The 21070-nt window shown below is 63.6% G+C and carries 22 protein-coding genes and 1 pseudogene; 8 read left to right on the forward strand and 15 right to left on the reverse strand.

Annotated features, from left to right (window positions below):
* Positions 1 to 179: 179 nt before the first annotated feature.
* Positions 180 to 620, reverse strand: a complete 441-nt coding sequence (locus G6N47_RS18960; protein ID WP_083131865.1) for a hypothetical protein — start codon at positions 618 to 620, stop codon at positions 180 to 182.
* Positions 621 to 776: 156 nt separating this feature from the next.
* Here G6N47_RS18960 and G6N47_RS18965 point away from each other — a divergent pair, with 156 nt between their 5' ends.
* Entirely contained in the window at positions 777 to 3308 is a 2532-nt protein-coding gene (locus G6N47_RS18965; protein ID WP_083131864.1) for an arylsulfatase, read from the forward strand.
* A gap of 146 nt (positions 3309 to 3454) precedes the next feature.
* Here G6N47_RS18965 and G6N47_RS18970 read toward each other — a convergent pair whose 3' ends face one another.
* From G6N47_RS18970 to G6N47_RS18990, 5 genes are all read right to left on the reverse strand, one after another.
* The gene (locus G6N47_RS18970; protein WP_083131863.1) at positions 3455 to 3763 is read right to left on the reverse strand and encodes a DUF1905 domain-containing protein; all 309 of its coding nucleotides are present in this window, start codon (positions 3761 to 3763) and stop codon (positions 3455 to 3457) included.
* A gap of 123 nt (positions 3764 to 3886) precedes the next feature.
* The gene (locus G6N47_RS30360) at positions 3887 to 4840 is read right to left on the reverse strand and encodes a redoxin domain-containing protein (RefSeq protein WP_083131862.1); all 954 of its coding nucleotides are present in this window, start codon (positions 4838 to 4840) and stop codon (positions 3887 to 3889) included.
* A gap of 254 nt (positions 4841 to 5094) precedes the next feature.
* Positions 5095 to 5523 carry a cellulose-binding domain-containing protein gene (locus tag G6N47_RS18980; RefSeq protein WP_083131861.1) on the reverse strand — a complete coding sequence of 143 codons (429 nt, stop codon included), beginning with the start codon at positions 5521 to 5523 and terminating at the stop codon, positions 5095 to 5097.
* A 68-nt stretch (positions 5524 to 5591) separates the two neighbouring features.
* Positions 5592 to 6431: an alpha/beta hydrolase gene (locus G6N47_RS18985; protein WP_083131860.1), complete on the reverse strand. Its 840-nt coding sequence runs from the start codon at positions 6429 to 6431 to the stop codon at positions 5592 to 5594.
* Positions 6419 to 7486 carry a phenylacetate--CoA ligase family protein gene (locus G6N47_RS18990; RefSeq protein WP_163659693.1) on the reverse strand — a complete coding sequence of 356 codons (1068 nt, stop codon included), beginning with the start codon at positions 7484 to 7486 and terminating at the stop codon, positions 6419 to 6421. The genes G6N47_RS18985 and G6N47_RS18990 overlap by 13 nt, the downstream gene beginning before the upstream one ends.
* 9 nt (positions 7487 to 7495) lie before the next feature.
* Between G6N47_RS18990 and G6N47_RS18995 the strand changes: the two genes are divergently transcribed.
* A complete protein-coding gene (locus G6N47_RS18995) occupies positions 7496 to 7756 on the forward strand; it encodes a hypothetical protein (protein ID WP_163659695.1) in 261 nt (86 codons plus the stop codon).
* A 31-nt stretch (positions 7757 to 7787) separates the two neighbouring features.
* On the opposite strand, the gene G6N47_RS19000 is transcribed toward G6N47_RS18995, so the two are convergent.
* Positions 7788 to 8411, reverse strand: a complete 624-nt coding sequence (locus tag G6N47_RS19000) for a TetR/AcrR family transcriptional regulator (protein WP_232080241.1) — start codon at positions 8409 to 8411, stop codon at positions 7788 to 7790.
* Between the two features lie 112 nt (positions 8412 to 8523).
* Here G6N47_RS19000 and G6N47_RS19005 point away from each other — a divergent pair.
* Both G6N47_RS19005 and G6N47_RS19010 read left to right on the forward strand, forming a co-directional pair.
* Positions 8524 to 8778, forward strand: a pseudogene (locus G6N47_RS19005) (type II toxin-antitoxin system antitoxin MazE5); the annotation flags it as partial.
* Entirely contained in the window at positions 8775 to 9104 is a 330-nt protein-coding gene (locus tag G6N47_RS19010; RefSeq protein ID WP_083131997.1) for a type II toxin-antitoxin system PemK/MazF family toxin, read from the forward strand. The pseudogene G6N47_RS19005 and the gene G6N47_RS19010, both read left to right, overlap by 4 nt.
* A 70-nt stretch (positions 9105 to 9174) precedes the next feature.
* Here G6N47_RS19010 and G6N47_RS19015 read toward each other — a convergent pair whose 3' ends face one another.
* On the reverse strand, positions 9175 to 9603 hold the full coding sequence (locus G6N47_RS19015; RefSeq protein ID WP_083131996.1) for a pyridoxamine 5'-phosphate oxidase family protein: 429 nt from the start codon (positions 9601 to 9603) through the stop codon (positions 9175 to 9177).
* 83 nt (positions 9604 to 9686) lie between these two features.
* Between G6N47_RS19015 and G6N47_RS19020 the strand changes: the two genes are divergently transcribed.
* On the forward strand, positions 9687 to 11207 hold the full coding sequence (locus G6N47_RS19020) for an LCP family protein (protein WP_083131856.1): 1521 nt from the start codon (positions 9687 to 9689) through the stop codon (positions 11205 to 11207).
* Positions 11208 to 11226: 19 nt separating this feature from the next.
* Here G6N47_RS19020 and G6N47_RS19025 read toward each other — a convergent pair whose 3' ends face one another.
* Together G6N47_RS19025 and G6N47_RS19030 are read right to left on the reverse strand one after the other, a co-directional pair.
* Positions 11227 to 12099 carry a lytic transglycosylase domain-containing protein gene (locus tag G6N47_RS19025; RefSeq protein ID WP_083131995.1) on the reverse strand — a complete coding sequence of 291 codons (873 nt, stop codon included), beginning with the start codon at positions 12097 to 12099 and terminating at the stop codon, positions 11227 to 11229.
* 59 nt (positions 12100 to 12158) lie between these two features.
* Positions 12159 to 14210 (reverse strand): glycoside hydrolase family 172 protein, encoded by a 2052-nt coding sequence (locus G6N47_RS19030; protein WP_083131855.1) that lies wholly within the window; start codon positions 14208 to 14210, stop codon positions 12159 to 12161.
* 142 nt (positions 14211 to 14352) lie between these two features.
* On the opposite strand from G6N47_RS19030, the gene G6N47_RS19035 reads away from it, so the two are divergent.
* Positions 14353 to 14793: a hypothetical protein gene (locus G6N47_RS19035; protein WP_083131854.1), complete on the forward strand. Its 441-nt coding sequence runs from the start codon at positions 14353 to 14355 to the stop codon at positions 14791 to 14793.
* Positions 14794 to 14903: 110 nt separating this feature from the next.
* Positions 14904 to 15737 (forward strand): alpha/beta fold hydrolase, encoded by an 834-nt coding sequence (locus tag G6N47_RS19040; RefSeq protein ID WP_083131853.1) that lies wholly within the window; start codon positions 14904 to 14906, stop codon positions 15735 to 15737.
* A gap of 1 nt (position 15738) precedes the next feature.
* Here G6N47_RS19040 and G6N47_RS19045 read toward each other — a convergent pair whose 3' ends face one another.
* From G6N47_RS19045 to G6N47_RS19060, 4 genes are all read right to left on the reverse strand, one after another.
* Entirely contained in the window at positions 15739 to 16032 is a 294-nt protein-coding gene (locus G6N47_RS19045) for an ANTAR domain-containing protein (RefSeq protein WP_062539653.1), read from the reverse strand.
* A gap of 215 nt (positions 16033 to 16247) precedes the next feature.
* Positions 16248 to 16526 carry a hypothetical protein gene (locus G6N47_RS19050; protein ID WP_062539652.1) on the reverse strand — a complete coding sequence of 93 codons (279 nt, stop codon included), beginning with the start codon at positions 16524 to 16526 and terminating at the stop codon, positions 16248 to 16250.
* A gap of 110 nt (positions 16527 to 16636) precedes the next feature.
* The gene (locus tag G6N47_RS19055) at positions 16637 to 18094 is read right to left on the reverse strand and encodes an aldehyde dehydrogenase family protein (RefSeq protein ID WP_083131852.1); all 1458 of its coding nucleotides are present in this window, start codon (positions 18092 to 18094) and stop codon (positions 16637 to 16639) included.
* Between the two features lie 73 nt (positions 18095 to 18167).
* Positions 18168 to 19169: a LacI family DNA-binding transcriptional regulator gene (locus G6N47_RS19060; protein ID WP_083131851.1), complete on the reverse strand. Its 1002-nt coding sequence runs from the start codon at positions 19167 to 19169 to the stop codon at positions 18168 to 18170.
* 58 nt (positions 19170 to 19227) lie between these two features.
* Here G6N47_RS19060 and G6N47_RS19065 point away from each other — a divergent pair, with 58 nt between their 5' ends.
* On the forward strand, positions 19228 to 20391 hold the full coding sequence (locus tag G6N47_RS19065) for a glycosyltransferase (RefSeq protein WP_083131994.1): 1164 nt from the start codon (positions 19228 to 19230) through the stop codon (positions 20389 to 20391).
* On the opposite strand, the gene tenA is transcribed toward G6N47_RS19065, so the two are convergent.
* A complete protein-coding gene (gene tenA / locus G6N47_RS19070; protein ID WP_139799493.1) occupies positions 20388 to 21053 on the reverse strand; it encodes a thiaminase II in 666 nt (221 codons plus the stop codon). The genes G6N47_RS19065 and tenA overlap by 4 nt on opposite strands.
* Positions 21054 to 21070: the final 17 nt, after the last annotated feature.

The raw sequence follows: 21070 nt of genomic DNA on the forward strand, positions 1-21070 counted from the left end.
TGTGTTTGCCTGCACGACGCGCAGTCGAACCACTGACGCCTGTAGCGATGTGCAAGGTCGTCACCGTCGACAGTGAAGGTCGCAAACGGCGGCAACTGAGCCAAAGACACAGTTGCCCACGGCAACCAAGGCAGCCGCCGTGCCGGTATGAACAGAAGGCGCCACACGCACACGATGAATTAGCGCAGCAGCCTCTGAATCGTGCGTAGCAGACCGCGTGCCGCGTAGACGGCGGATACGCCGGATAGCACGACCATGACGACGAACATCAGCAGCCAGTTCGCCCGGTCGTGGCTGACGTTCCACCAGACGATTGTGAATAGCACAGCGCAGATGAAAACTGCACTGTCGCGCCAGTTCCCACGGTATGAGAATGTCGCCTCTCGCAAGGCACGGCTGCTCTCGGTCGCCGCAATCATGTCGTCGATGCGATTGTCAATACTCTGCTGCAGTCTTTGGCGTCGTTCCGCCTGTTCCTGCGGAATCCGTTCCAACAGATCAAGGTCTTGCTTGATTGCGCTGCGGTAATCCGGTCCTTTCAGGCCACCCGCGACGATCCCGAGCAACGCGCCGCCGGCGATCGGAGCCGCCCCCAAAGTGAGCTCAGCTATTCCAGGCATCTTCCTCCTTTATGGCTACACGCCGGCCGAGTATCCGCCGAACTTAGTGAACGGGCCAGGTAGCAGGCAAAAAAAGCACTTCTTCATCGGCCGCACAATCCGCGAATAATCGCAATCGGTGGAGATTAGTGGGCAGTTGTCGAATACTGCGTATGCATGGAACCGTTGGATGAAACCCAGCCCCAATCAGTCGAATCCGAATCCGATCACGACCCTATTGGCGCGAAGGTACGGCGTCGCCATGTGCTGGGTGGCCTTGCAGCTTTGGGGCTGAGTGGCGCCGGCGCTTCTGCGCTAGTCGCAGGGTGTCACGGCCCGCAAGGCTCGAATCAAGGTGCGGAGGGGCCACCGAGCTACGGAACCGGGATCAACGACGGTTTCAATGGAAAGATCGAACTCGACGTTCGCAATTCGAAGCCGGACTGGACCCCGTTCGAGCTCAAACACGCCCCGAAGGGCGCCCCCAACATTCTGGTGGTGCTTTTCGATGACACCGGAATGGCGGCGTGGTCGCCGTATGGCGGCCGGGTCAACATGCCGGTGATGCAGCGCTTAGCAGACAATGGGCTGACATACACGCAGTGGCACACCACGGCGTTGTGCTCGCCCACTCGGTCGTGCTTGTTGACCGGCCGCAATCACCATGTAAATCGCTTCGCCTCGATCACCGAGGGATCCGACGGATTCCCCGGTGCTGCGGCCCGCTTGCCTGCTCAGTGCGCGACGGTCGGACAGGTGCTCCAGGACAACGGCTACAGCACATTCTGGGTGGGCAAAGACCACAATGTTCCCGAGGAGGACGTCTCCAGTGGGGGCAGCAAGTCGGAGTGGCCGCTGCAGAAGGGCTTCGACCGGTTCTACGGGTTCCTCGGCGGTGAAACCAATCAGTGGTACCCGGATCTGACGGACGACAACAAGTTCATCGACCAGCCCTACAGCCCGGAGCAGGGTTACCACCTGTCGAAAGACCTTGCCGATCAAGCGCTCCGGATGCTACGTGACCAGCGGTCCAGCAACCCGTCCAAGCCGTGGTACATGTGGTTCTGCCCGGGCGCCAACCATGCGCCGCACCACAGCCCCGCCGAGTACGCCGCCAAGTACAAAGGGCAATTCGACGACGGCTACGAGGCATATCGCGAGTGGGTACTGGGCCGTATGATCGACAAGGGCATCATGCCGAAGGGCACCCAGCTGACGCCAATCAACCCATTGCCCAACGACGTTGCGTTGCAAACGGATTCGGTGCGGCCGTGGCATTCCCTCAACCCCGACGAGAAACGGCTGTTCTCGCGGATGGCCGAGGTCTTCGCGGGGTTCTCCGAGTACACCGACGCTCAGGTCGGACGGATTGTCGACTACCTGGAGCAGACCGGTCAGTTGGACAACACCCTCATCTTCTACTGCGCGGATAACGGCGCCTCCGGCGAGGGTTCGCCGAACGGGTCGGTGAACGAGAACAAGTTCTTCAACGGCTACCCCGACGACTTGGCCGAGAACATGCAGTATCTGGACAAACTCGGCACGCCTGACACCTACAACCACTACCCGACGGGTTGGGCGGTCGCGTTCTCCACGCCCTTCCAGATGTTCAAGCGTTACTCGCAGTTTTCCGGAGGCACCTGTGACCCGTTGGTGATCCACTGGCCCAAGGGAATCAAGGCCAAAGGGCAGATTCGCCATCAGTATCACCACGTCACCGACATCGTGCCGACGATCCTGGATGTGGCGGGCATCAAGATGCCGGAGGAATACCGAGGCGTAAAGCAGTATCCGCTCAACGGTGTATCGATGCGGTACAGCTTCGACGACGCCAATGCGCCCACCACGAAAAAGCGGCAGTACTACGCCATGCTCGGTACTCGCGGGATATGGGTAAACGGCTGGAAGGCGTCCTCGCTGCACGCCCCGCTGGGTGGAAAGGGTCATTTCGACCAGGACAAATGGGAACTCTTCCACGTCGACGAGGATCGCTCCGAGTCGAAGAACGTCGCCGATCAGCATCCCGACAGGCTCAAGGAGTTGATCGACGCGTGGAACGAGGAAGCCAAGGACAACTACGTCTTACCGCTGGATGACCGCTCGGCGACCGAGATGATCACAATCCAGCGACCGCAATTCGAACCACCGCGGAATCGATACCTGTACTACCCGGACACGTCGCCCGTGCCCGAAGGCGTGGCGGTCAATATCCGCGGCCGGTCCTACAAGATCATCGCCAACGTCGATCTCGGCGACGACGCGCAGGGGGTGATCTTCGCGCACGGTTCACGATTCGGCGGGCATGCCCTCTTCATCAAGGACGGCAAGCTGCACTACGTCTACAACCTCCTCGGCATCAAGCCCGAACAGGATTTCGTCTCCGAGCAACTCACGCCCGGTAAACACTCGCTTGGCATGGAGTTCACCCGTGAAAGCGCCGGTAAATACGGCGAATCCATGGGCACTACAACGCTTTACGTCGACGACAAAGCTGTGGCCAAGGGACCGATGCGGGCACAGATCGGCAAGTTCAGCCTCGCCGGCGACGGCCTGTGCGTCGGATTCGACAGCGGCGACAGCGTCTCCCAGCAATACCGCACCCCAGGGACCTTCACCGGCGGAACGATTCAAGGCGTCGCGGTCGACATCAGCAAAGAAGCCTTCATCGACCTCCAGAAAGAAGCTGCGGGCGCCTTGGCCCGCGACTAAACCCTGATTGCCTTCCGTAACCACATTGGATCTCACCCTGATAGGCGGGTGGACGAAACCGCGGACATCGCTCAAGTGGGTTCGGAGCGAATTGCCTTCGCCCACTTTGTATCCGCGGATACCTATTACATAAGCCGCCTGCCTGGCTACTTACCATCAGCTACGTCAGCGCGGTCGATGTCAAGGACCACCTCGACGCTGACATTGTCACCGTAGGTCTTGCCCAAGGACTTCTGGATATCTTTTCGCACACCAAGGCGATGCCGACCTCCGTAGGGAGCCAATGAGCCGATGTAGTCAACGCTGTTGTCGAACCGTGCTTTGACCGGCACCCGTGTCCGCACACCAAAGACGTCAACAGTGTTGAAGGGAAATGTCACGTAGGCTCCCGGGCCGTCAGGACGTTCGATGACAGCATCGAAGACAATCGGCCCGGGATCGCGATACTTCACCATGGCTTCAGGATGACAACGCATGCGTCAGTATTCAATCGACGCACGCGGTCGCCCGCTCCCGCATGACCCAATGGACACACGCCACGCTATTAAAACCCTGCCCACGCTCTATAGAGCTCTCCCTCAGAGTGCTCGTAGGCCACTGAGGGTCCTTCGTATCAGTTCACGTCGTTCGTCGATTGCCATCGAGTCAGCGGGGGGTGCGTGCACCCGCAAATAACCTTGTGTCACCAGATCACCGACCAGGAACCGCGTCGCACCGAGCGGCAAGGACAGACGAGCGGCGATCTCTGCGACCGAGGGGCTGTGCACACAACACGTCAGGATCTGGCCGCGCACATCATTTCTCCGCCAGCGCGGCGGCTTCGCTGTGGTGTCGAGCGCTTCGACCGGAGCGTCGAGTGGCAGTTCGACGTCGGAGTCGGTACGGCCTCCCGTCAGTGTGTATGGCCGGACCAGGCTCGGCTCGTCCGCGGTTTCCGGATCCGTAAACCACTCGTCGGTCGGTTCGTCCATGGCCTCGTGGACATGTGGCGAACGATGCGGCTTGTGGTTCTGCAAGAACCGCAGGGCCTGGTCGGCGTGCACCGATGCGCGCAGTTCGCTGGACACGACTTTGAGGATGGTGCGGTCGGTGTCGATGACGAATGTGGCCCGTCTGACCGGGAGCAGCCGAGCCAGCAGGCCACGGCGTCGGGTGTGTCGGCGACGCCGGGCCGCGTCACGCGCCACGAAGGATCTCCGCAGCCTGGCGAGTCTGCCCCGGCGCACCCCGAACAGCTCGGACACCACGCCGTCGGCGTCAGAGAGCAGTGGATAGTCGAACGCGCGCTGTTGGGCGAAGTGGGCCTGCTTGTCGACGGTGTCGGTGCTGATGCCCACCCGCTGGGCGCCCACCGCGGCGAATTCGCTGCTCAGGTCCCGGAAATGACAGGCCTGGGCAGTACAGATCGGTGAGGACGCAAGGGGGAAGAAGAACAGGACAACCGGCCCTTCGGAAAGGAACGCAGACAGTTTCCGAGGTCGACCGGTGTGGTCATACAGCGTGAAATCAGGCGCCTTCTCGCCCGCGATCATCGGCAAAGACTAACGCCGGGAAGCTCAGCGCGACGCCCGACTCGGATAATTCGGTCATCGCCGAGCAGTTACCAGGTGGGAACCGTGATCGGCTCGGCCACGCCGAGGATGCCGGGAACGATCCGCGGGTCGTTGTTCATTGCGTCGCGCTTCTCAGCAATCCCACGGGCCTGCCGACCGGCGACTCGGTCGTAGTCTCCTCGGCGGCGACGAAGGGGTGGCGAAGCCGAACACTCGTCTTGCCTAGCGAGCGATTAGCTGCACGGATATTGCCCGTTGAGCCGACAATTCGACGGTGGCGAGTAGGAACCGCTCAGCACGCCTCTGAAACCACCTGTGGCTGAACCACCCGGTGCAATGACACGATTCCAATTCGCGGGGGTAACCACAAAGTGCGTGCCATATTGGGTAACGGTGCTATTCCATGCGTGCGAGACGGATTGTCCCGCCGGCATGTCGAATTCAAGCTTCCAATCGCTTAGCGGCACCGTGCTCGCGTTGGTGATGCTGAAGCGGGCGATGAAACCGGTCTGCCACGTATGTTCCACCGACAACGTCGCCGTGGCTGCAGCCGCATGAGCCACGGGCGTGACGGCTAGTCCCAGGATGGCAACCATCAATGCCGATGCCGTTATGTGAAGCGCTGTGCGGCAGCGCTTCACATAGTTCTTCAGTCCGGCCATAGCAGGCAACCCTAAAACCAGACAGGCGATATCGGCCTTCGCATCGCGGTACGCTGCAGTACCTTTGCTCAACTGAGACCGAGATGAAATCTCGGCCCCGGTGATCCCTTGGGCTGGTATGCGGGACAAAGTGTTTCGAGCCAAGCGTGAATTCGTTCGGCGACAACAGCCCACCCAGGCTCCAGCATCATGTCGTGTCCCATGTTCGGGAAGATCTCTGCCGGGGCGCCGTATATCGCAGCGGTGCGACGAATTTGGCGCTGAGACACGATGTAGTCGTCGGCAGCTCCCAGTACCAGCATCGGGACACGCTTGACTCGTTTGGTCTTGACCAAATCGAGAGCGAGCATGTCGAGGAAGCCTCGGTAGCCCTCGTCTTGGAGTCGCTGCTGATACATCTCGACTTGCTCGTCTGGCGTGGACGCGGAAAACAACAGGACTCGCGCCAGTTCTGGGGTGGCAACCAGCGGGGCCAGCCTCAAAGAGGCGTTGACTTTGGCGAATGGCAGAGGGTAATCGCGCGCAATGCGCAGGGTCACCCGCAGTACGCCGGTGGGTGGAACGGACGCCAGCAGAACGGCTCCGGCAGCCGTGTGGGCTTCCAGGTATTTCTGGATGACGAAGCCGCCCATTGAATGCCCGACCAAGATGGGCTGAGTCTGTAATTGCGCCGCTGTCTCGGCGACATCGTCTACGTATTCCCGAAGCCTGGTCCAGCGCAGCCGCTCCTTGCCGGGGCTTGTGCCGTGCCCGCGAAGGCCCAGGGCGACAGCGCGATAGCCCTTGTCAGCGAAATAGTCCAAGAAGTGCTCATTCCAGCACCATGCTCCATGCCAGGAGCCATGAACAAACAGAAGCGGCGACGGGTGCGCTGCACTGCAGGAGCCCTTGTCAATCACCTCACGCATGACGGCGACTCCCTGACAACCAGCTGGAGCTTGCCACTGGCCTGTCGCTCCAGCCTCGGGCGTCGCGTCACCTCGACGACGGTGTCACTGACGCCAAGTTCGTCGAGGCGGTCGGCAATTGCCGCGTGAATTCGTTTTTCGAGGTCTGGTGCGGTTCCGCGGGCAACTACGAGCACTTGCAGGCGCGGGCCGCGCTGGATGACCTGGAACTCGACCACCTCGTGATCGCAGGCGATGACCCCAAACTGCATCGGGTGAACTAGGACAGTCGAGCCGCTCCGCCCCGGCAGACGGAGGACATCGTCGGTCCTTCCCTCCACGGTGCGAAACCGGCGCAGGGTGCGGCCGCAGCCGCAGGGCTCGCTGTCGATTGTGACCGCATCGAGCAACTCGTACCGGATAAGCGGCTGCGCCCGATTGGCGAGGTTGGTGATCAACAGTTTCGCGCCTGACTCACCATCGGGGACCGGCCGGCCGTGCTCGTCTACGTTTTCGACGATTGTCAGGTCCTCAAAAAGGTGTAGACCGCTGTGCATTTCGCAGTCGACGGCGATCAGCCCCTCGGTTGTGGCATATGCATTGAACGGTCGCGCGCCGAACGCCTGCTCGATGCGGTCGGCCATCTGTGGCGTGAGCATCTCGCTCGAGGTCGACATCGCCGTGGGCGAAATCCGCAGTCGACCGGCCAGCTGCTCCTCCGCGAGCAGCACCGCAACGGACGGATAGGCGTTGATGAATTGGGGCTGGAACTGGTTGAGTTCCTCGACCAGCCGCGGGACCGGGAGGGTCACCGGCAGCGACAGCAGCCGGTGCACACCGAAGTCGATCGTCGCGGCCAGCCGTCGGCTCGCGCTGGACGGCGATCCGCCGCCAAGCCACGCGAGGCGCAGCCTGGGAAGCCGGGGACGGATGCCCACGAACGAGCTGTACCGGAGAAACTGCGCAACATAGGCAGCCCAGTCCGGACGATCAAACACGAAAAGCCCTTTGCGACCTGACGATCCGCTGGTCGCCAGCACTCGGTAGCGGCCCAAGTACAGCGGATCGCCGGTCAATCCCTCGACGTGGCGAGCCAAATCGTCGCGACGCAGCCGACGGTCGATGACGACATCGTCGAAGCGCTCCATCATCGTCGCCTTGTCGAGCATCGGCAGCTGGCCCAATTCGACTGGGCCATCGACACTTCCGATGCGTTCGCGGTAATAAGGCGAGTGCATCACCGCGAACCGTACCAGCTCGTCGAGCCGTTTCTGTTGAAAGCTAAGCAGCTGCTCCCGCGGCCACCGCTCTTGATCACTGAGGCGGCGGGAAAGCTTTGTGGCTGACCAGAAGTCCGCGATGCGCTTGCGCTGATGACTAACGTTCATCATGTCCCCCGCTCCGCGCCAGGTCGTCCAGAAACAGGCGATTCATTCGCACCCCGAATTCCGGGTCGACGAGATCCGGCAGAGTCAGCCGCTCGAGCTGCAAACCCAGTTGCATTGCGTACGTCGCGACCGCGAGCTTTTGCGACTCATCGGGCAATTCGTACCCGTGTTCGCATGCGTGAGCTTCGATCGCTCGTACGAAAGGCTTTTGCGCACGCAGGTGGATCTCGCCGAAGCGGGCGCGCAGCGCCGGCCGACGGACAGCGTGCGCCCAGAACTCAAAGAACACGGCGAGCCAGCCGTCGTCTCGCCCGCGCCGCCGCAGTACGCGGTCGATAACGGCATCCATTCCTTGAGATGCGCCGCCCGCAGCGGCGAGTTGAGCCTCGACCTCGGCGATGCCGCGCGTCGCCCGCCGCTCGTATACGGCGAAGAACAGGTCTTCTTTCGACGCGAAATTCGAGTAGACGGCGCCTTTGGTGTAGCCGGCTTCACCGGCGACCCGATCTACCGAAACCGCATGGAAGCCCTCGTCGACGAACAGGCGCTCGGCTGCGTCGATGATCCGCTCCCGCGTTTGCTGCTGTTGCTCAACGCGGGAAAGCCGCTTCACTGACATACCATCGGTATTTTAATACCAACGGTATTTCGACGTCAATGGGTTACCAGGGCAAATGTGCGGCCAACGCACCCTGGCGGCAGAGTCAGCGCCAGGATGAGTGGTTGTGTGGCATAGTTATGCCATGCGTCGCATACGGTTGAGCACCACCGTTGATGCCAAATTGTTGACCGCTGCGCGCGGTCTGCGGTCGGGAAGCACGGACGCCGCCCTCATCGATGAGGCTCTCGACGCCCTGCTAGCTCGTCATCGATCGGCTGAAGTAGATGCGAGTTATGCCGCTTATGACGAGCACCCGGCTGATGAGCCCGACGAGTGGGGCGACCTGGCCTCGTGGCGGCGAGCCGCTGGCGCGTCGTGACTGCACTGCCGGCACGCGGAGAGGTGTGGTGGTGCGAGATGGCGGAGATCGGCCGACGCCCGGTTGTGGTGTTGTCGCGCGACGCGGCGATCCCTCGGCTTCGGCGCACACTCGTCGCTCCGTGCACCACGACCATCCGGGGGCTGGCAAGCGAGGTCGTCCTTGAACCTGGCCTCGACCCGATCCCCCGGCGTTCGGCGGTGAACCTGGATTCGGTCGAAAGTGTCTCGGTCGCAGTGTTGGTCAGTCGGCTTGGCCGCCTCGCCGATACCCGGATGCGCGCGATTTGTGCGGCCCTTGAAGTCGCAGTTGATTGTTCAGGTTGATACCGGCGCAAGGCGACAAGTTCGGCAGTCAGTTCGTATCGGCCGCAACGGTTTTGCTCGCACCCGGGTACTAAAGGTCGCCCGTGAAATCAGCGCTGAGCCACCGGTCGGGTCGGATCGTGAACAACACGTTGTCGGAAGTTTCGAATTCGCGAACGAATGCTCGGCCACCTTCCTCGCCGAGGTAACGGATGGCGATGGCTTCCCGCACGTCCTTCGGGGCCGGTGCCGCGGTCTCCACCACGGTCCCCTCGACGACCACATACTGGTACGGCGGCTCTTCGCGTTGGACGACCAGCGTGACCGCACCCGCCCGCTCGATGAGCCGAGCCTTGCGCGACGACGGCGAGGTGCCGATCCGGATGTTCCCTCCCGGCGTGTAGTCGTACCAGATCGGGACACTGGCCGGCGGTCGTCCATCGGCGGCTGCGACAGATAGCACCGCCACGTGCTTGTCTGCGAGGAATTCTTGACGTTCGGTTTCGCTGAAACTTTTCACGGCCACTGAGAACGCAGTTCCCGGAGTTCTATTCCCGCCGCACTGGTTAGAAGCGCCGCGACCTGGCTATTCTCGCTTCTGTCATGACGCATCGAGCGGACGCTCTCAGCGGCCACCGCCGGATAGTGGCCCTCGCCAAGGCGCTCGCCTTGCTGGGATCGGCCGCGGTGGTCGTCGCGACCGGCATGGGATGGATCACCTACCACGCTGCGTCGACTGGCATCACCACATCCGAGGCGCTCGCCGCTGAACCCGTTCGCACCGCACCTGACCAGAACATCCTGATCATGGGCCTCGATGGCCGTCGCGACCAACGGGGCCGGCCCTTGCCGCCAGACATCTATGACGCGCTGCACGCAGGTGGTGAAGATTCCGGCGAAGGCGACGCCGACGCGCTCATCGTGTTGCACCTGCCCGCCGGGGACGCGCCGGCCACGGCGATCTCGATTCCCCGCGACGACTACGTCGATCTGGCCGGGTGCCCGACCTCAGACTGCCGCGGCAAGATCAAAGAGGCCTACCGGTTCGCTTACCAAGAGGTCATGAACGACGGGTCCGACGACGCCGAACCTTCCGCGGCAAAAGAACAGAAGGCGCGTGAGGCTGGCCGCAAAGCCGAAATCCGCACAGTGAGAAAGTTTTTGGGAATCCCGATCGACCACTTCGTAGAGGTCACTTTGGTCGGGTTCTTTCAAGTCGCCCGCGTGGTCCAACCGATCACGGTGTGCCTGAACGAGGACACTTCGGACCGCTACTACTCTGGTGCGGATTTTCATCGAGGGCCCCAACAGATCAGCGCGGACCAAGCAATGGCGTTCGTGCGGCAACGCCGCGACGCCGCCAACGAGTTGTTCACCGACCTCGACCGAACTCGCCGCCAGCAGGCATTCCTCGTCTCGCTGGTCAACGCCCTGCGCCACAACGGCACATTGTCGAGCCCTGCGCGGCTGCGCGCCCTGCTCGATGTCGCCAAGCAAAACGTCGCCGTTGACACCGGTTTCGACCTCGACGGTTTCCTGCGCGACGCGTCTGCGCTCCCAAACCGGCCTGTCACGCTGTACACGTTGCCGGTTACCGACTTCGGTCAAATCTCTGACGGCGAAGACGTCAACTTCATCGACGTAACTACCATCCGCTCTATCGTGCACAAATTGGTGTCGCCCGATTCACCCGCGGTGACGCAGACGGCCAGCGCCGCGCAGCCAACCACAGGCAACGTCGTGCTCGACGTCGTCAACGCTTCGGGCAAGGAAGGCGAGGCCGCCCGACTCGAGAAATCATTGGCGACAAAGCCTTTCACTGAAGGAGCGGCCAGCACCGCCGGCTCCATCAGCCAGACAAGCACCATCGTCTACGGACCGGGCGCAAAAGCAGCCGCCAACCAGCTCGCCGACAAATTAGGTATCAGCACCACTGCGTCCGACAGCATCGCCGCCAACACGGTGCAACTAACCGTTGGGACCGATATCGACTACCTCAACGACACATCAGAGTCGCCGGCAACGAGCGTCACCACCGTGTCGGCCACTGGCACCGGCACCCAGGAACCGTCACCGACCAACCTCACACGCATGGCCGCCGACAACATCCCCTGCGTGAAATAACAAGGCCGCCAACGTCAGTTCACTGCGGATGGTTAGCCAGATAGTCGGCGACCGGGATCGGCGAGGTTGCGACATAACCGACGGGCAGCAGGACATCGCCGGCGGTCGTGTGGTAGTAGACATCCCACCGGTAGTAGTCGGCGAACCTCGCGGGCTCGGCTTCGAGCACCGCGGCGTAGTCGTCGATCGCGCGGACGTACTGGTCCGAGTGGTTGTACCGGAAGAGGGCATGATCGTGGTCGGCGGCGAAACCGTTGGCGGCGAGGTAGCGACCGGCGGCCATGATGCTGTCGTGCGGTGAGTGGATGTCGCCGCCATCGCCGTATGCCGCGAACGTCGCAGGCAGAAATTGCATAGGCCCTTGCGCGCCGGCGTCGCTCGTGCCGGCGATGCGGCCGAAACCGGTTTCGACCAGGTTGACGGCCGCAAGGTAGTTCCAGCCGACGCCGGTCGCCGCTTCGGCTTCGCGGTAGGAACCGAGCAGCTCGTCCGCCGGCGCGGGAGCATCAATCCGCCACGCGGGCAGGGTGTCCTTCAGTTGGCTCGCGACCATCGCGCTGAGCTGCCGTCGAGCATCGACGTTGCGGTCGTAGACCTCAACCAGCGACGGCGGGATCCGCGGGCGCACGACCGCGTCCCACTCAGGATGCCAACCGACCGCGCGGTAGGCCTTTTGCTGCCCGCGCGCGGCCGTCAGCAGCGCGCTCTCCGAGGATGCCGGGTCGCGCAGCGCTCGCTCGTCGGCAACCAGGTCGTCGGCAAGTTGCACGGGATCCGATGCCAGCCGCCGCTGCGGCGACGGGACCGTCGATGCCGCTGCCTGCTGTGTCGCGGTCGGCGTCGACGCGCTCGACGACCTGGTCACCCCCGAACACGCGACCACCGCAAACATCACCACGACGGCCGTCAGCGCCCTGCAAACCACCCCGCCATTGTCGACGACCGAGCTGCTTACCACCAGGGGGTTTCACTACTTTGCGCGCCCGTCAGCGTGTCCACGTGGTAGCGGCTGGCGGTCCATGGCGGTGCATCGGCAGTAGGTGCCAGTGTGACAGTGACGCGCTCCTTGCCCGTTGTGAGAAAGGCAGGTACCAGGTACATGTCATCGAGCCAACGGTGTATGCCGTTGCTGCGGGGCTGTAACCATGTACCGGCGGGAATGCCGTCTATGGCTACGTCGGCCGACTGAAATCCCGCTGCTTGGTCCGACGTGCGGCGCAGCAGGATGCCGTGGTTGTCCGGGGCGAGTGCGACGTCGAAGGTGGTCGCAGTTTGGGTGGCGTGGACTACCCCCACGACTGGGCGGGTGTCTTCACTGCCCTCGTATTGGCTGACCAGCAGTTGGTCACTGGCGTCAGCATCGTCGTAGCCGTGCAGGATTCGGCTGACGGGGTCGGTGGGGTTGACGTCGTCGCTCGGTGTGGCGGCGTCGTCGGGTAGTGCGTAGAGGAAAGCCGTTGAGCTGTAGTCGGGTTGGACCATGTTGCGTTTGCCGTGCTCGATGCCGAATCGGATCGCCGAGTGGTAGTCGATAGCCTCGGCGAGCATGAGCCGGTAGGCAGCCACGCAGTAGTCTGCGCATCCGCCGGTGGCCGTACGTTGATCCGGCTGTCCGGTGAGCGGATCGCTGAAGTGCTTGCCGTTCTTGAAATACCAGCCGCCCTCGTAGAAGTCCTCGGTGCCGGTGCCGTACCACTGGGGCGATTCGGCACCGTCGGTGTATACGCGTTCGGCTCCTTCCAGAAAGTAGGGAGCGTCATCGCTGAACGACGTCCTGATCCGACTACCGTGGATGGTGTGGCTGACGCCAACAAACTTGCCGTGGCCGTGTTCGTCGGCGAACAACCAGTCCTGACCCACTGTCGTTGGTCCGGCGTGCGAGCGCGCGGTGAAGTAGCCGGCGCGACCACTCGCCAATGCGGGTCCCCACTGGGGGTCGGGTGTGATCACGACATCGCTGTCGATACCCGCTACGGGATCGCCCGTCGTATTGACGATGGCGACTTGCGCTGAGCGGGCGAACGGCATCGGCCACCACGCCGACAACGACAGCGGCCCCCCGGGCTGCGGGATCGCGGCGAACAGCAGCGATCGCACGTCATTGACGCCCAGGCCTGCACCGAAGAATTCGCCAAGGGGCGAGTCGACCCTGGTTTCGCCGTCGAACTCGATCTGCAGCCGCAACCCGGACAGGAGTTGATCCGTCGGCAACCATAGGTGCAGCGCCGAAACACTCCCTGGCCCAGTCGATTCCGCGATCGTCACGCCATGTCCGGCGGGGAGATCGACGACGCGACTGGTATGCACCGCCGCGGGTGCGGCGGGCTTGGGGTCGGCGGTGCCCGCGGCGCGGAGCATGGCAACTACGTCGAGCGCGGTATCGGAGCGCGAGAAAGTGGTCACGCCGTCGGCTGTCGAGAAGTGTCGATAATCGACGTGGTAGTACTCCAAATTGGACGCGACGCTGATCCGCATCGACTCCCGATACGGCATCGGCACCTTGACGTAAACTCCGCCCGGCGATTGGGCAGCGTTGGCTACCAGAGGCCATACGAACGGCGCACCCAGCGCTCCATCGACCAACGATTGCAATGGTGCGTCGATCGCCGTCTGTCCATCCAGCTCGATGCGGATCGTTCCCAGCGCGGTCACATTGCCGCCATCGCGGGTGAACCAGATCGAATCAATCTCTCCCGCACCGCGATCCTCCGCGATGACACAGCCGGCACCCCCGAAAGCCAGACATCCCCCGCTGCCGTTCTTGTTGCCGGTGGAGATGTCGAAATCGCCGCCGCTGCGATCAAAGCTCGAGACCTGCAGGCTTTGCGTGTCGGAGCTCAGGTACGGCAACCGATCCAAGCGCCGATAGGTGTCCCAACCCACCAGCCGGACGCCGGAACTTGCGACCACCGGCTCGGCCGACGCTACGCCGACGGCACCGACACCGGCCACCCCGGACAGCAGTACCACCGCTGCAGACAACGCCCGAGCGGCCAACCGCATAGGGACAAACGTTACTTTTCGGCACGGTGGGCGGATACTGCATCCGGGCGTAGGCAGATCCCCCACTTTTGACCGAGAGGCAATCGGTGACCCATTCACACCGGCGGCGTGCTGTGACCGGCGTCGGCACCTGGGCGCCACGGTGACCGCGGATCGCTGTTTTGCCAGCGTGATGCTCGACGAGGAACTGTGGCGCTCGCTGGCGGCGATCGGTGCAGACCACCAGGTGGCCTGGGTGCATGGCTGTGCCCTCGAGCACGGTCACGGCGGTGAGCACCGGGCCTTGGCGTACCGCGACGGCGGGCAGGACTACTGGGTGCAATGGGACGAGAAGAGAAAGCCGCGCCTCGACACGGCCGTCGACGCCACACCGCCTGCGCCGCAACCGGCGCCACCGCCGACCCTAACGTCCCCGGCGTCCGCTTCTGCGCAGCCGGATTCGCCGACGTCGGTGTCCCAGACCGATGCGTTGTGGGCCATCGCCGCGGCCCTGGAGCGCCTCGCCGACGTGATCGCCGCCGCCTTCGATCCGAGCGACAAGCCGGGACGACACAGCGGCCGTGGCCACAGCCATGGATCCTGACTGACGGGGGCGCGTTGGCAGTATCTGGCAGTTCACCGCGTGGATCTGGCACCAGCCGTTGAGCTTCCCTAATCGGGTCGGTGCTGACAGGTCCAAGGAGGAACGCCGAAATGCCACAACTCGAACTCGAGCAGGCGACCATCGAATATCAGGAGTTGGGCCCGCAGGATTCGCCCCATGCTCCGGTCCTTTTTGTCCACGGCATCCTGGTCGACGGACGACTATGGCGCGAGGTCGCCGAGGGACTGTCGCGCCGCGGTTTTCGGTGCATCGTGCCGACGTGGCCGCTGGGCTCCCACACCATCCCGGTCACCGAACCCACCGCACTGTCGCTGGCCGGTGTCGCCGAGATGATCAACGACGTGATCGTCGCGCTCGGCCTTTCCGATGTCACGCTGGTCGGCAGCAATACCGGAGGCGGCATCTGCCAATTGATCGTCGACACCTACCCGGACCGGATCGGCCGCCTGGTGCTGACCAACTGCGATGCCTTCGACAAGTGTCCGCCGTTTCCCTTCGACATCGTGTTCGGGTTGCTTCGCGGCCCCATTTCGATCAAGGCGCTCTTCGGGCAGATGCAATTACGGGTGCTGCGTCATTCGCCACTCGGCTTCGGTCTGCTGGCCAACCGGCCCGATCCGCACCTCACCTCCGCCTGGCTGCAGCCCTGCCTGAGGGATTCACGCATCTGCCGCGACCTGGCGGCCTTGCTGCGCCAGGTGGCCACCACCGATCTCACCGACGTGGCCACCCGGCTCCCCCAGTTCACCAAGCCCGTCACGCTGGTGTGGGGCCAGCGGGACCGCTGCTTCACCCCGCAGCTGGGCCGACGCCTGGCCGGGTTGTTCAGCAATGCGAAGCTGATCGAGGTGCCAGACGCGAAAACCTTTGTCGCCCTTGATGAGCCGCAGGCAGTGATCGATGCGGTAGCGGCGATCGGCTAGTTCAGCAACGCGACACGGCTGGCTGGGCAAAGAGATTGCCCCACTCACGGCGTGCCGCCGACTGTGCATCGGCGAACGTGCGGGATGATTTACCGCCGTTGCCCGCAAGATGCACCAGCGCCCAGGCCATCGCGAACACCGGCATCCTGTGACGCTGTGCTGCGCTGAGCAACTCGTGCAACGCCGTCTCCGAATTGCACCGACGAACGCCGATCAGAATGCCTTGCGCCGTATCGAGAATGCGCCCATTTTGCGGGCCGGAAGAGATCTGGGAGTGGCCCCAGTCCGCCGTCATGCCGTGCTACCTCCCTTGCAGCCCCTCCATGTATTTGCCACCCACATGGCGACAAGGAATTCCGTTGGGGTGCACAACTTGCGCACTGTGCCATGATTTGTGCATCAGCGGTAATGCACCAGATCGCCGCAGGCATCGATATGGACCTGTGATCATCTCGATGCTTTAGCGAACCGGCTCAACGAGGTTACGGAAGCACGTCCGATGTCCTTCGGTCAGCCGTGGGGCGCCTCGGAGATCTTGCTGTCGGGCTTGCCGAGCGTCTGGCAGTACGTCATCGCCGACAGACGCGTTGCCGTTATCTCCACCCCGTTGGGATCGGTTCCGCTTTTGTCCTTGAGCATCTTGGTGATCTCGTCGTTCTGCTTTTTCTCGTCCTGGGTGGTGAAGTCCTTGCATTTTGTGTCGCCACCGGTGTTGACGATCTGCGACGCAGAGCATCCGCTGAACAGGAGCGCGGCGATCCCGATCGCAGCGGCTGCAACTGGCTTCATCGTGGGCCTCCTGAATCGACGTGGTAACTACTTATACACCCGTGCGCGTGATTCCAAACGCACAGCGCCTGTTCAGGAGCGAACTTCCTTGGCCTCCAATGTTTTCAGAACTACATTTGCGCCCAGACGATCTTCGTTTGCAGGTAGGTCTCGATGCCCGCCTTGCCGGATTCGTAGCCCCAGCCCGATTGCTTGTATCCGCCAAAGGGCATCGAGTGATCGAATTGCATCTGGCAGTTGAGCCCGACGGTTCCGGCCTTCAGGCGCTTGGCCACCCGGTGCGCCCGGCCGAGGTCGCGGGTCCACGCCGTGGCAGCGAGCCCGTAGGTGGTGTTGTTGGCCAGGGCCACCGCTTCGTCGTCGTCGTCGAACGGCAGGATCGTGACCACGGGCCCGAAGATCTCCTCTTGGAAGAGCCGGCTCGTGTCGGGGTCGACGTTGGTGACCACGGTCGGGTGCACGAAATATCCCTTGCGGTCCAGCCGGTGGCCGCCGGTGACCAGCTCGACGCCGTCAGCTTTGCCCTGATCGAGGTAGCCCAAGACGCGGTTGAGCTGCTTTTGACTGATCAGCGGGCCGATCATGGCGCCCTCTTCCTTGGGTCCGCCCAGTTGCATGGTGTTAGCCATGTTCGCGATGCCCTCCACGACCCGGTCGTAGACGCCGCGCTGGGCGAAGATGCGTGATCCGCACACGCAGGCCTGGCCGGAGTGGATGAAGGTGCCGAACGACGCCATCGGGATGGCCATGTCCAGATCGGCGTCGTCGAAGATCACCACGGGCGACTTGCCGCCGAGTTCCAGCGTGACCTTGTTGAGATTGCTGCTGGCGGAGGCGTGCACGATCTCCCGGCCGACCTCGGTCGATCCGGTGAACGCGACCTTTTCGACGTCGGGATGCGCGGTGATCGCCGCGCCCGCGGTGTGCCCGTAGCCCAGCAGCAGGTTGACGACCCCCTCCGGCACCCCGGCGTCGGCCAGAATCCGGTCCAGAACCAGCGCCGACAGCGGGGTTTCCTCGGCGGGCTTGACCACGCTGCTGCAGCCCGCCGCCAGCGACGGCGCCAACTTTGCGCAGAAGTTGAACACCGGTCCGTTCCACGGGAAGATCAGCCCCACCACGCCGTAGGGCTCGCGCAACGTGTAGACGTGCTGGTGCGATTCGATCCCGCTCAGCCCCCCGGTGTTCACGTCCCGGGCGATGCCCTCGATCTTCGTGCACCAGCCAGCGTAGTAACGGAACCATTCGGACCCGACTTTGGTGATGATCTGGGCCTGAGCCGGCGGAATGCCGGCGTTGACGGACTCGAGTTCTGCGAGGATGTCCGCGTTCTCGTCGATCAGATCGGCGACCCGCCACAGCACCCGGGCACGCTCGTAATCGGGCATTCCCGACCACACTCCGGATTCGGCGGTCTCCTTCGCCCGCGCCACCGCCTCGTTGACGGCTTCGGGGCCGCAATCGGTGAACTCGGTGAGCTGCTCTTCGGTGGCGGGGTCGATGACAGGAATCACCTCACCGGTGCCCGGTCGTTTACGAATCTCGTCGAGCACATCCTGGACCGTCATAGGTCTCCCCTTCTCGCGTCGTTGCGGGAATCGTCAGGCCGTAGGTTATGCGCTTAACCACGGGATGTCCAGGCTACGTCGAGGCGCGCATGATCAGGTGGGCGACGTCGGTGGGCTGCGGAGCCGGCGGCGCCGGGTAGCCCAGTTCGCTGAGTACCGCCGCGAGCGCGGCGTCGGCCACTGCAACGGGATTGAACTCCACCGTGGTCAGCGGTGGTGAGCTGATTTCGCCCATCGGATTGGCGTCCACGCCGATCACCGCGAGGTCGGCCGGACAACGAAGTTCCGCCTCTCGGATGCCGTAGAGCACCAGGCATGCGATCTCGTCGCTTTGCGCGCACACTGCGGTCACGCCAGCACTGGCCCAGCGCGCCACGACGTCGGCGGCGTTGTCCAGAGTGACCTCATCGACGCTGACCGGCGGAAGCTCGTGCGCTGCGGCGGCACGGGCCACGCCTTCGAGCCAATAGTCGCCCAGCGCACGCCATTTGGGGATCGCGGTGTAAGCAAACGCGATGTTGCGGTGTCCACGGGAGACCAGGTGCTCGACGCGAAGCGCGCCGACCGACAGATGAGGATCACCGAGGGCGGGCAGCGTCCCGATCTCGATCAACGGCACGTCGGCGGCTTGCACCGCGTCGCGTGCATCGTCACTCAGCGGGAACAGGCTGGTGACGGCGATCGGATCGAGACTTTCGACCGCGTCGATGACGTGCTGGTCGTCCTCGGTTTCGAAGATCTGCACCTGCAGCAAACCGCGGCGGGCCAGTTCGGTGGTCATCAGGCTGCCGGCCTGCATCGGCATTTCCCCCACCGCTATCCGCGGCACCACATACAAGACCACCCCGCTCTTGCCGCTGGCCAGATTGCGCGCGGCGACGTGAGGCCGGTATCCCAACTGCTCAGCCGCCCGGTAGACCGCCTCGCGGGTGCGCGAGGAGATGCGCCGGCCCTCCGAATTGTTCAGGACATAGCTGACCGTCGCGGTCGACACGCTCGCCAGACGGGCCACGTCGGCGTGCGTGGGCCGCGTGGCTTTGGCTATGTTCGCTGCCTCACCGTCCGGATCGGCCATGCCTCATCGTGGCACGACGACATGCGATCCGGCAGCACCGCAGGTTATGTTGCGCCCGATGAAATTCGTACTGGCCGGCTATGGGGGTCGCGGCGATGTCGAGCCCTGCCTGGCCGTGGGCCGCGAACTATGGCAGCGCGGTCACGACGTCCGCATGGCGGTTCCGCCCGACATGCTGGGCTTCGCCGAGTCGGTGGGGCTTGCCGCGGTCGCCTACGGGCGGGACACCCAGGAGCAGACCAACGCGGCCACGGATTTCATTCGCCAGATGCAGAATCCGATCATTGCGCTGGCCGAAGTTGGCGAGCGGGTTACCCAGGCCAGGTTGGATAAGAGCGCGACGCTGACGTCGCTGGCCGACGGCGCGGACCTGCTTGCGGCGGGCATGAACGAGCAAGACCTCGCCGCCAATGTCGCGGAGTACCACGGCATTCCGTTGGCCGCGTTGCACTTCTTTCCGGCCCGGATATGGTCGTCCGGCTCGCTGTACGGACCGATCACGAAGGCGGCCGAAGAGGCCCAACGCCGCGCGCTGGGCCTGCCGGAAGCAAGCGGACGCGTATCGCTGGAAATCCAGGCCTACGACAAGCTGTGTCTGCCCGGGCCGGCGACCGACTGGGTGGAATGCGACGACCGACGGCCCTTCGTCGGCGCGCTGACGCTGGGGTTGGCAACGGATGAGGACGACGAGGTCTTGGCGTGGATTGCGGCCGAAACGCCGCCGATCTACTTCGGCTTCGGCAGCACGCCGATCGCCTCCCCCGCAGACCTGCTCGACATGATCGGCGCGGCCTGCACGCAGTTGGGCCAACGGGCGCTGATATGCGCGGGCGCCAACGACTTCAGCGATCTTCCGCATCCCGAACACGTCAAGATTGTCCGCGCGGTGAATCACACCGCCGTGCTTCCCGCCTGCCGCGCGGCCGTCCATCACGGGGGCGCCGGCACCACGGCTGCCGGCATGCGGGCCGGAATTCCCGCGTTGATTCTCTGGCACTGGTTGGATCAGCCCATGTGGGCAGCTGGTGTCGAGCAGCTGAAAGTTGGCTCCGGGCAGCAGTTTTCGGCCGTCACCAAGGAATCGCTGGTCGCAGACCTACGCGCCATCCTTACTCCGCAATTCGCCAGCCGGGCCGCCGAGGTGGCCGCCCAGATGAGCACGCCCGCCGAAAGCGTCGCCTGTGTCGCCGACCTTCTGGAAGATGCTGCCCGCCAACATTAAACGGGCCACACTTCGCGTCGCCATGCGGCGTCGAAGAACATCCACTCGTAGCGGGCGGCCGTGGCGAAATGCTCCCGGGCGCGGGCCTCTTCGGCGGCGCCCAGCGTCGCGCCGGCCTCGTCGGCCAGCGTCAGCACCTCGGCAACCAACGATTGGTACCCCTGGTCTGCATACGTGTCGATCCAACGTTGATAGCGCGGCTCCGGCGATCCCCGGGTGACCAGCTCCACCCCCACCTCGGCGTAGATCCAGTAACACGGCAACACCGCGGCCAGCCCTTCGGCGAAGCTGTTGCCATACCCCGTGGCCAGCAGATAGCTCGTATAGGCGCGGGTCGTCGGGGCAATCGGCACGGTATCGGGCCTTTCGATGCCGAGTTCGGGCAGCAGCGATTCGTGCAGGGTGAGTTCGACGTCGACGGTAGCGGCGGCGTGCCGCGCGAACATCTCGACGCCTGCCATCGTCGGCGCCTTGCTGCCGACCACGGTCAGCGTCCGCGCGAAATCCGTTAAGTAATACGCGTCCTGCACTACGTAGTGGGCGAAAGCCGCCGGGTCGAGTCGGCCATCGGTGAGCCCGGCCAGGAATGGGTGCTCCAGTATCGCGGCGTACGTGCCTGCCGCCTCGGCCCACAGTCGTCCGGTCCAGCCATCTCGCCTCACTCCTGCGATGATTCCAG

The sequence above is a fragment of the Mycobacterium branderi genome, assembly GCF_010728725.1.
GTDB classification, from domain to species: domain Bacteria; phylum Actinomycetota; class Actinomycetes; order Mycobacteriales; family Mycobacteriaceae; genus Mycobacterium; species Mycobacterium branderi.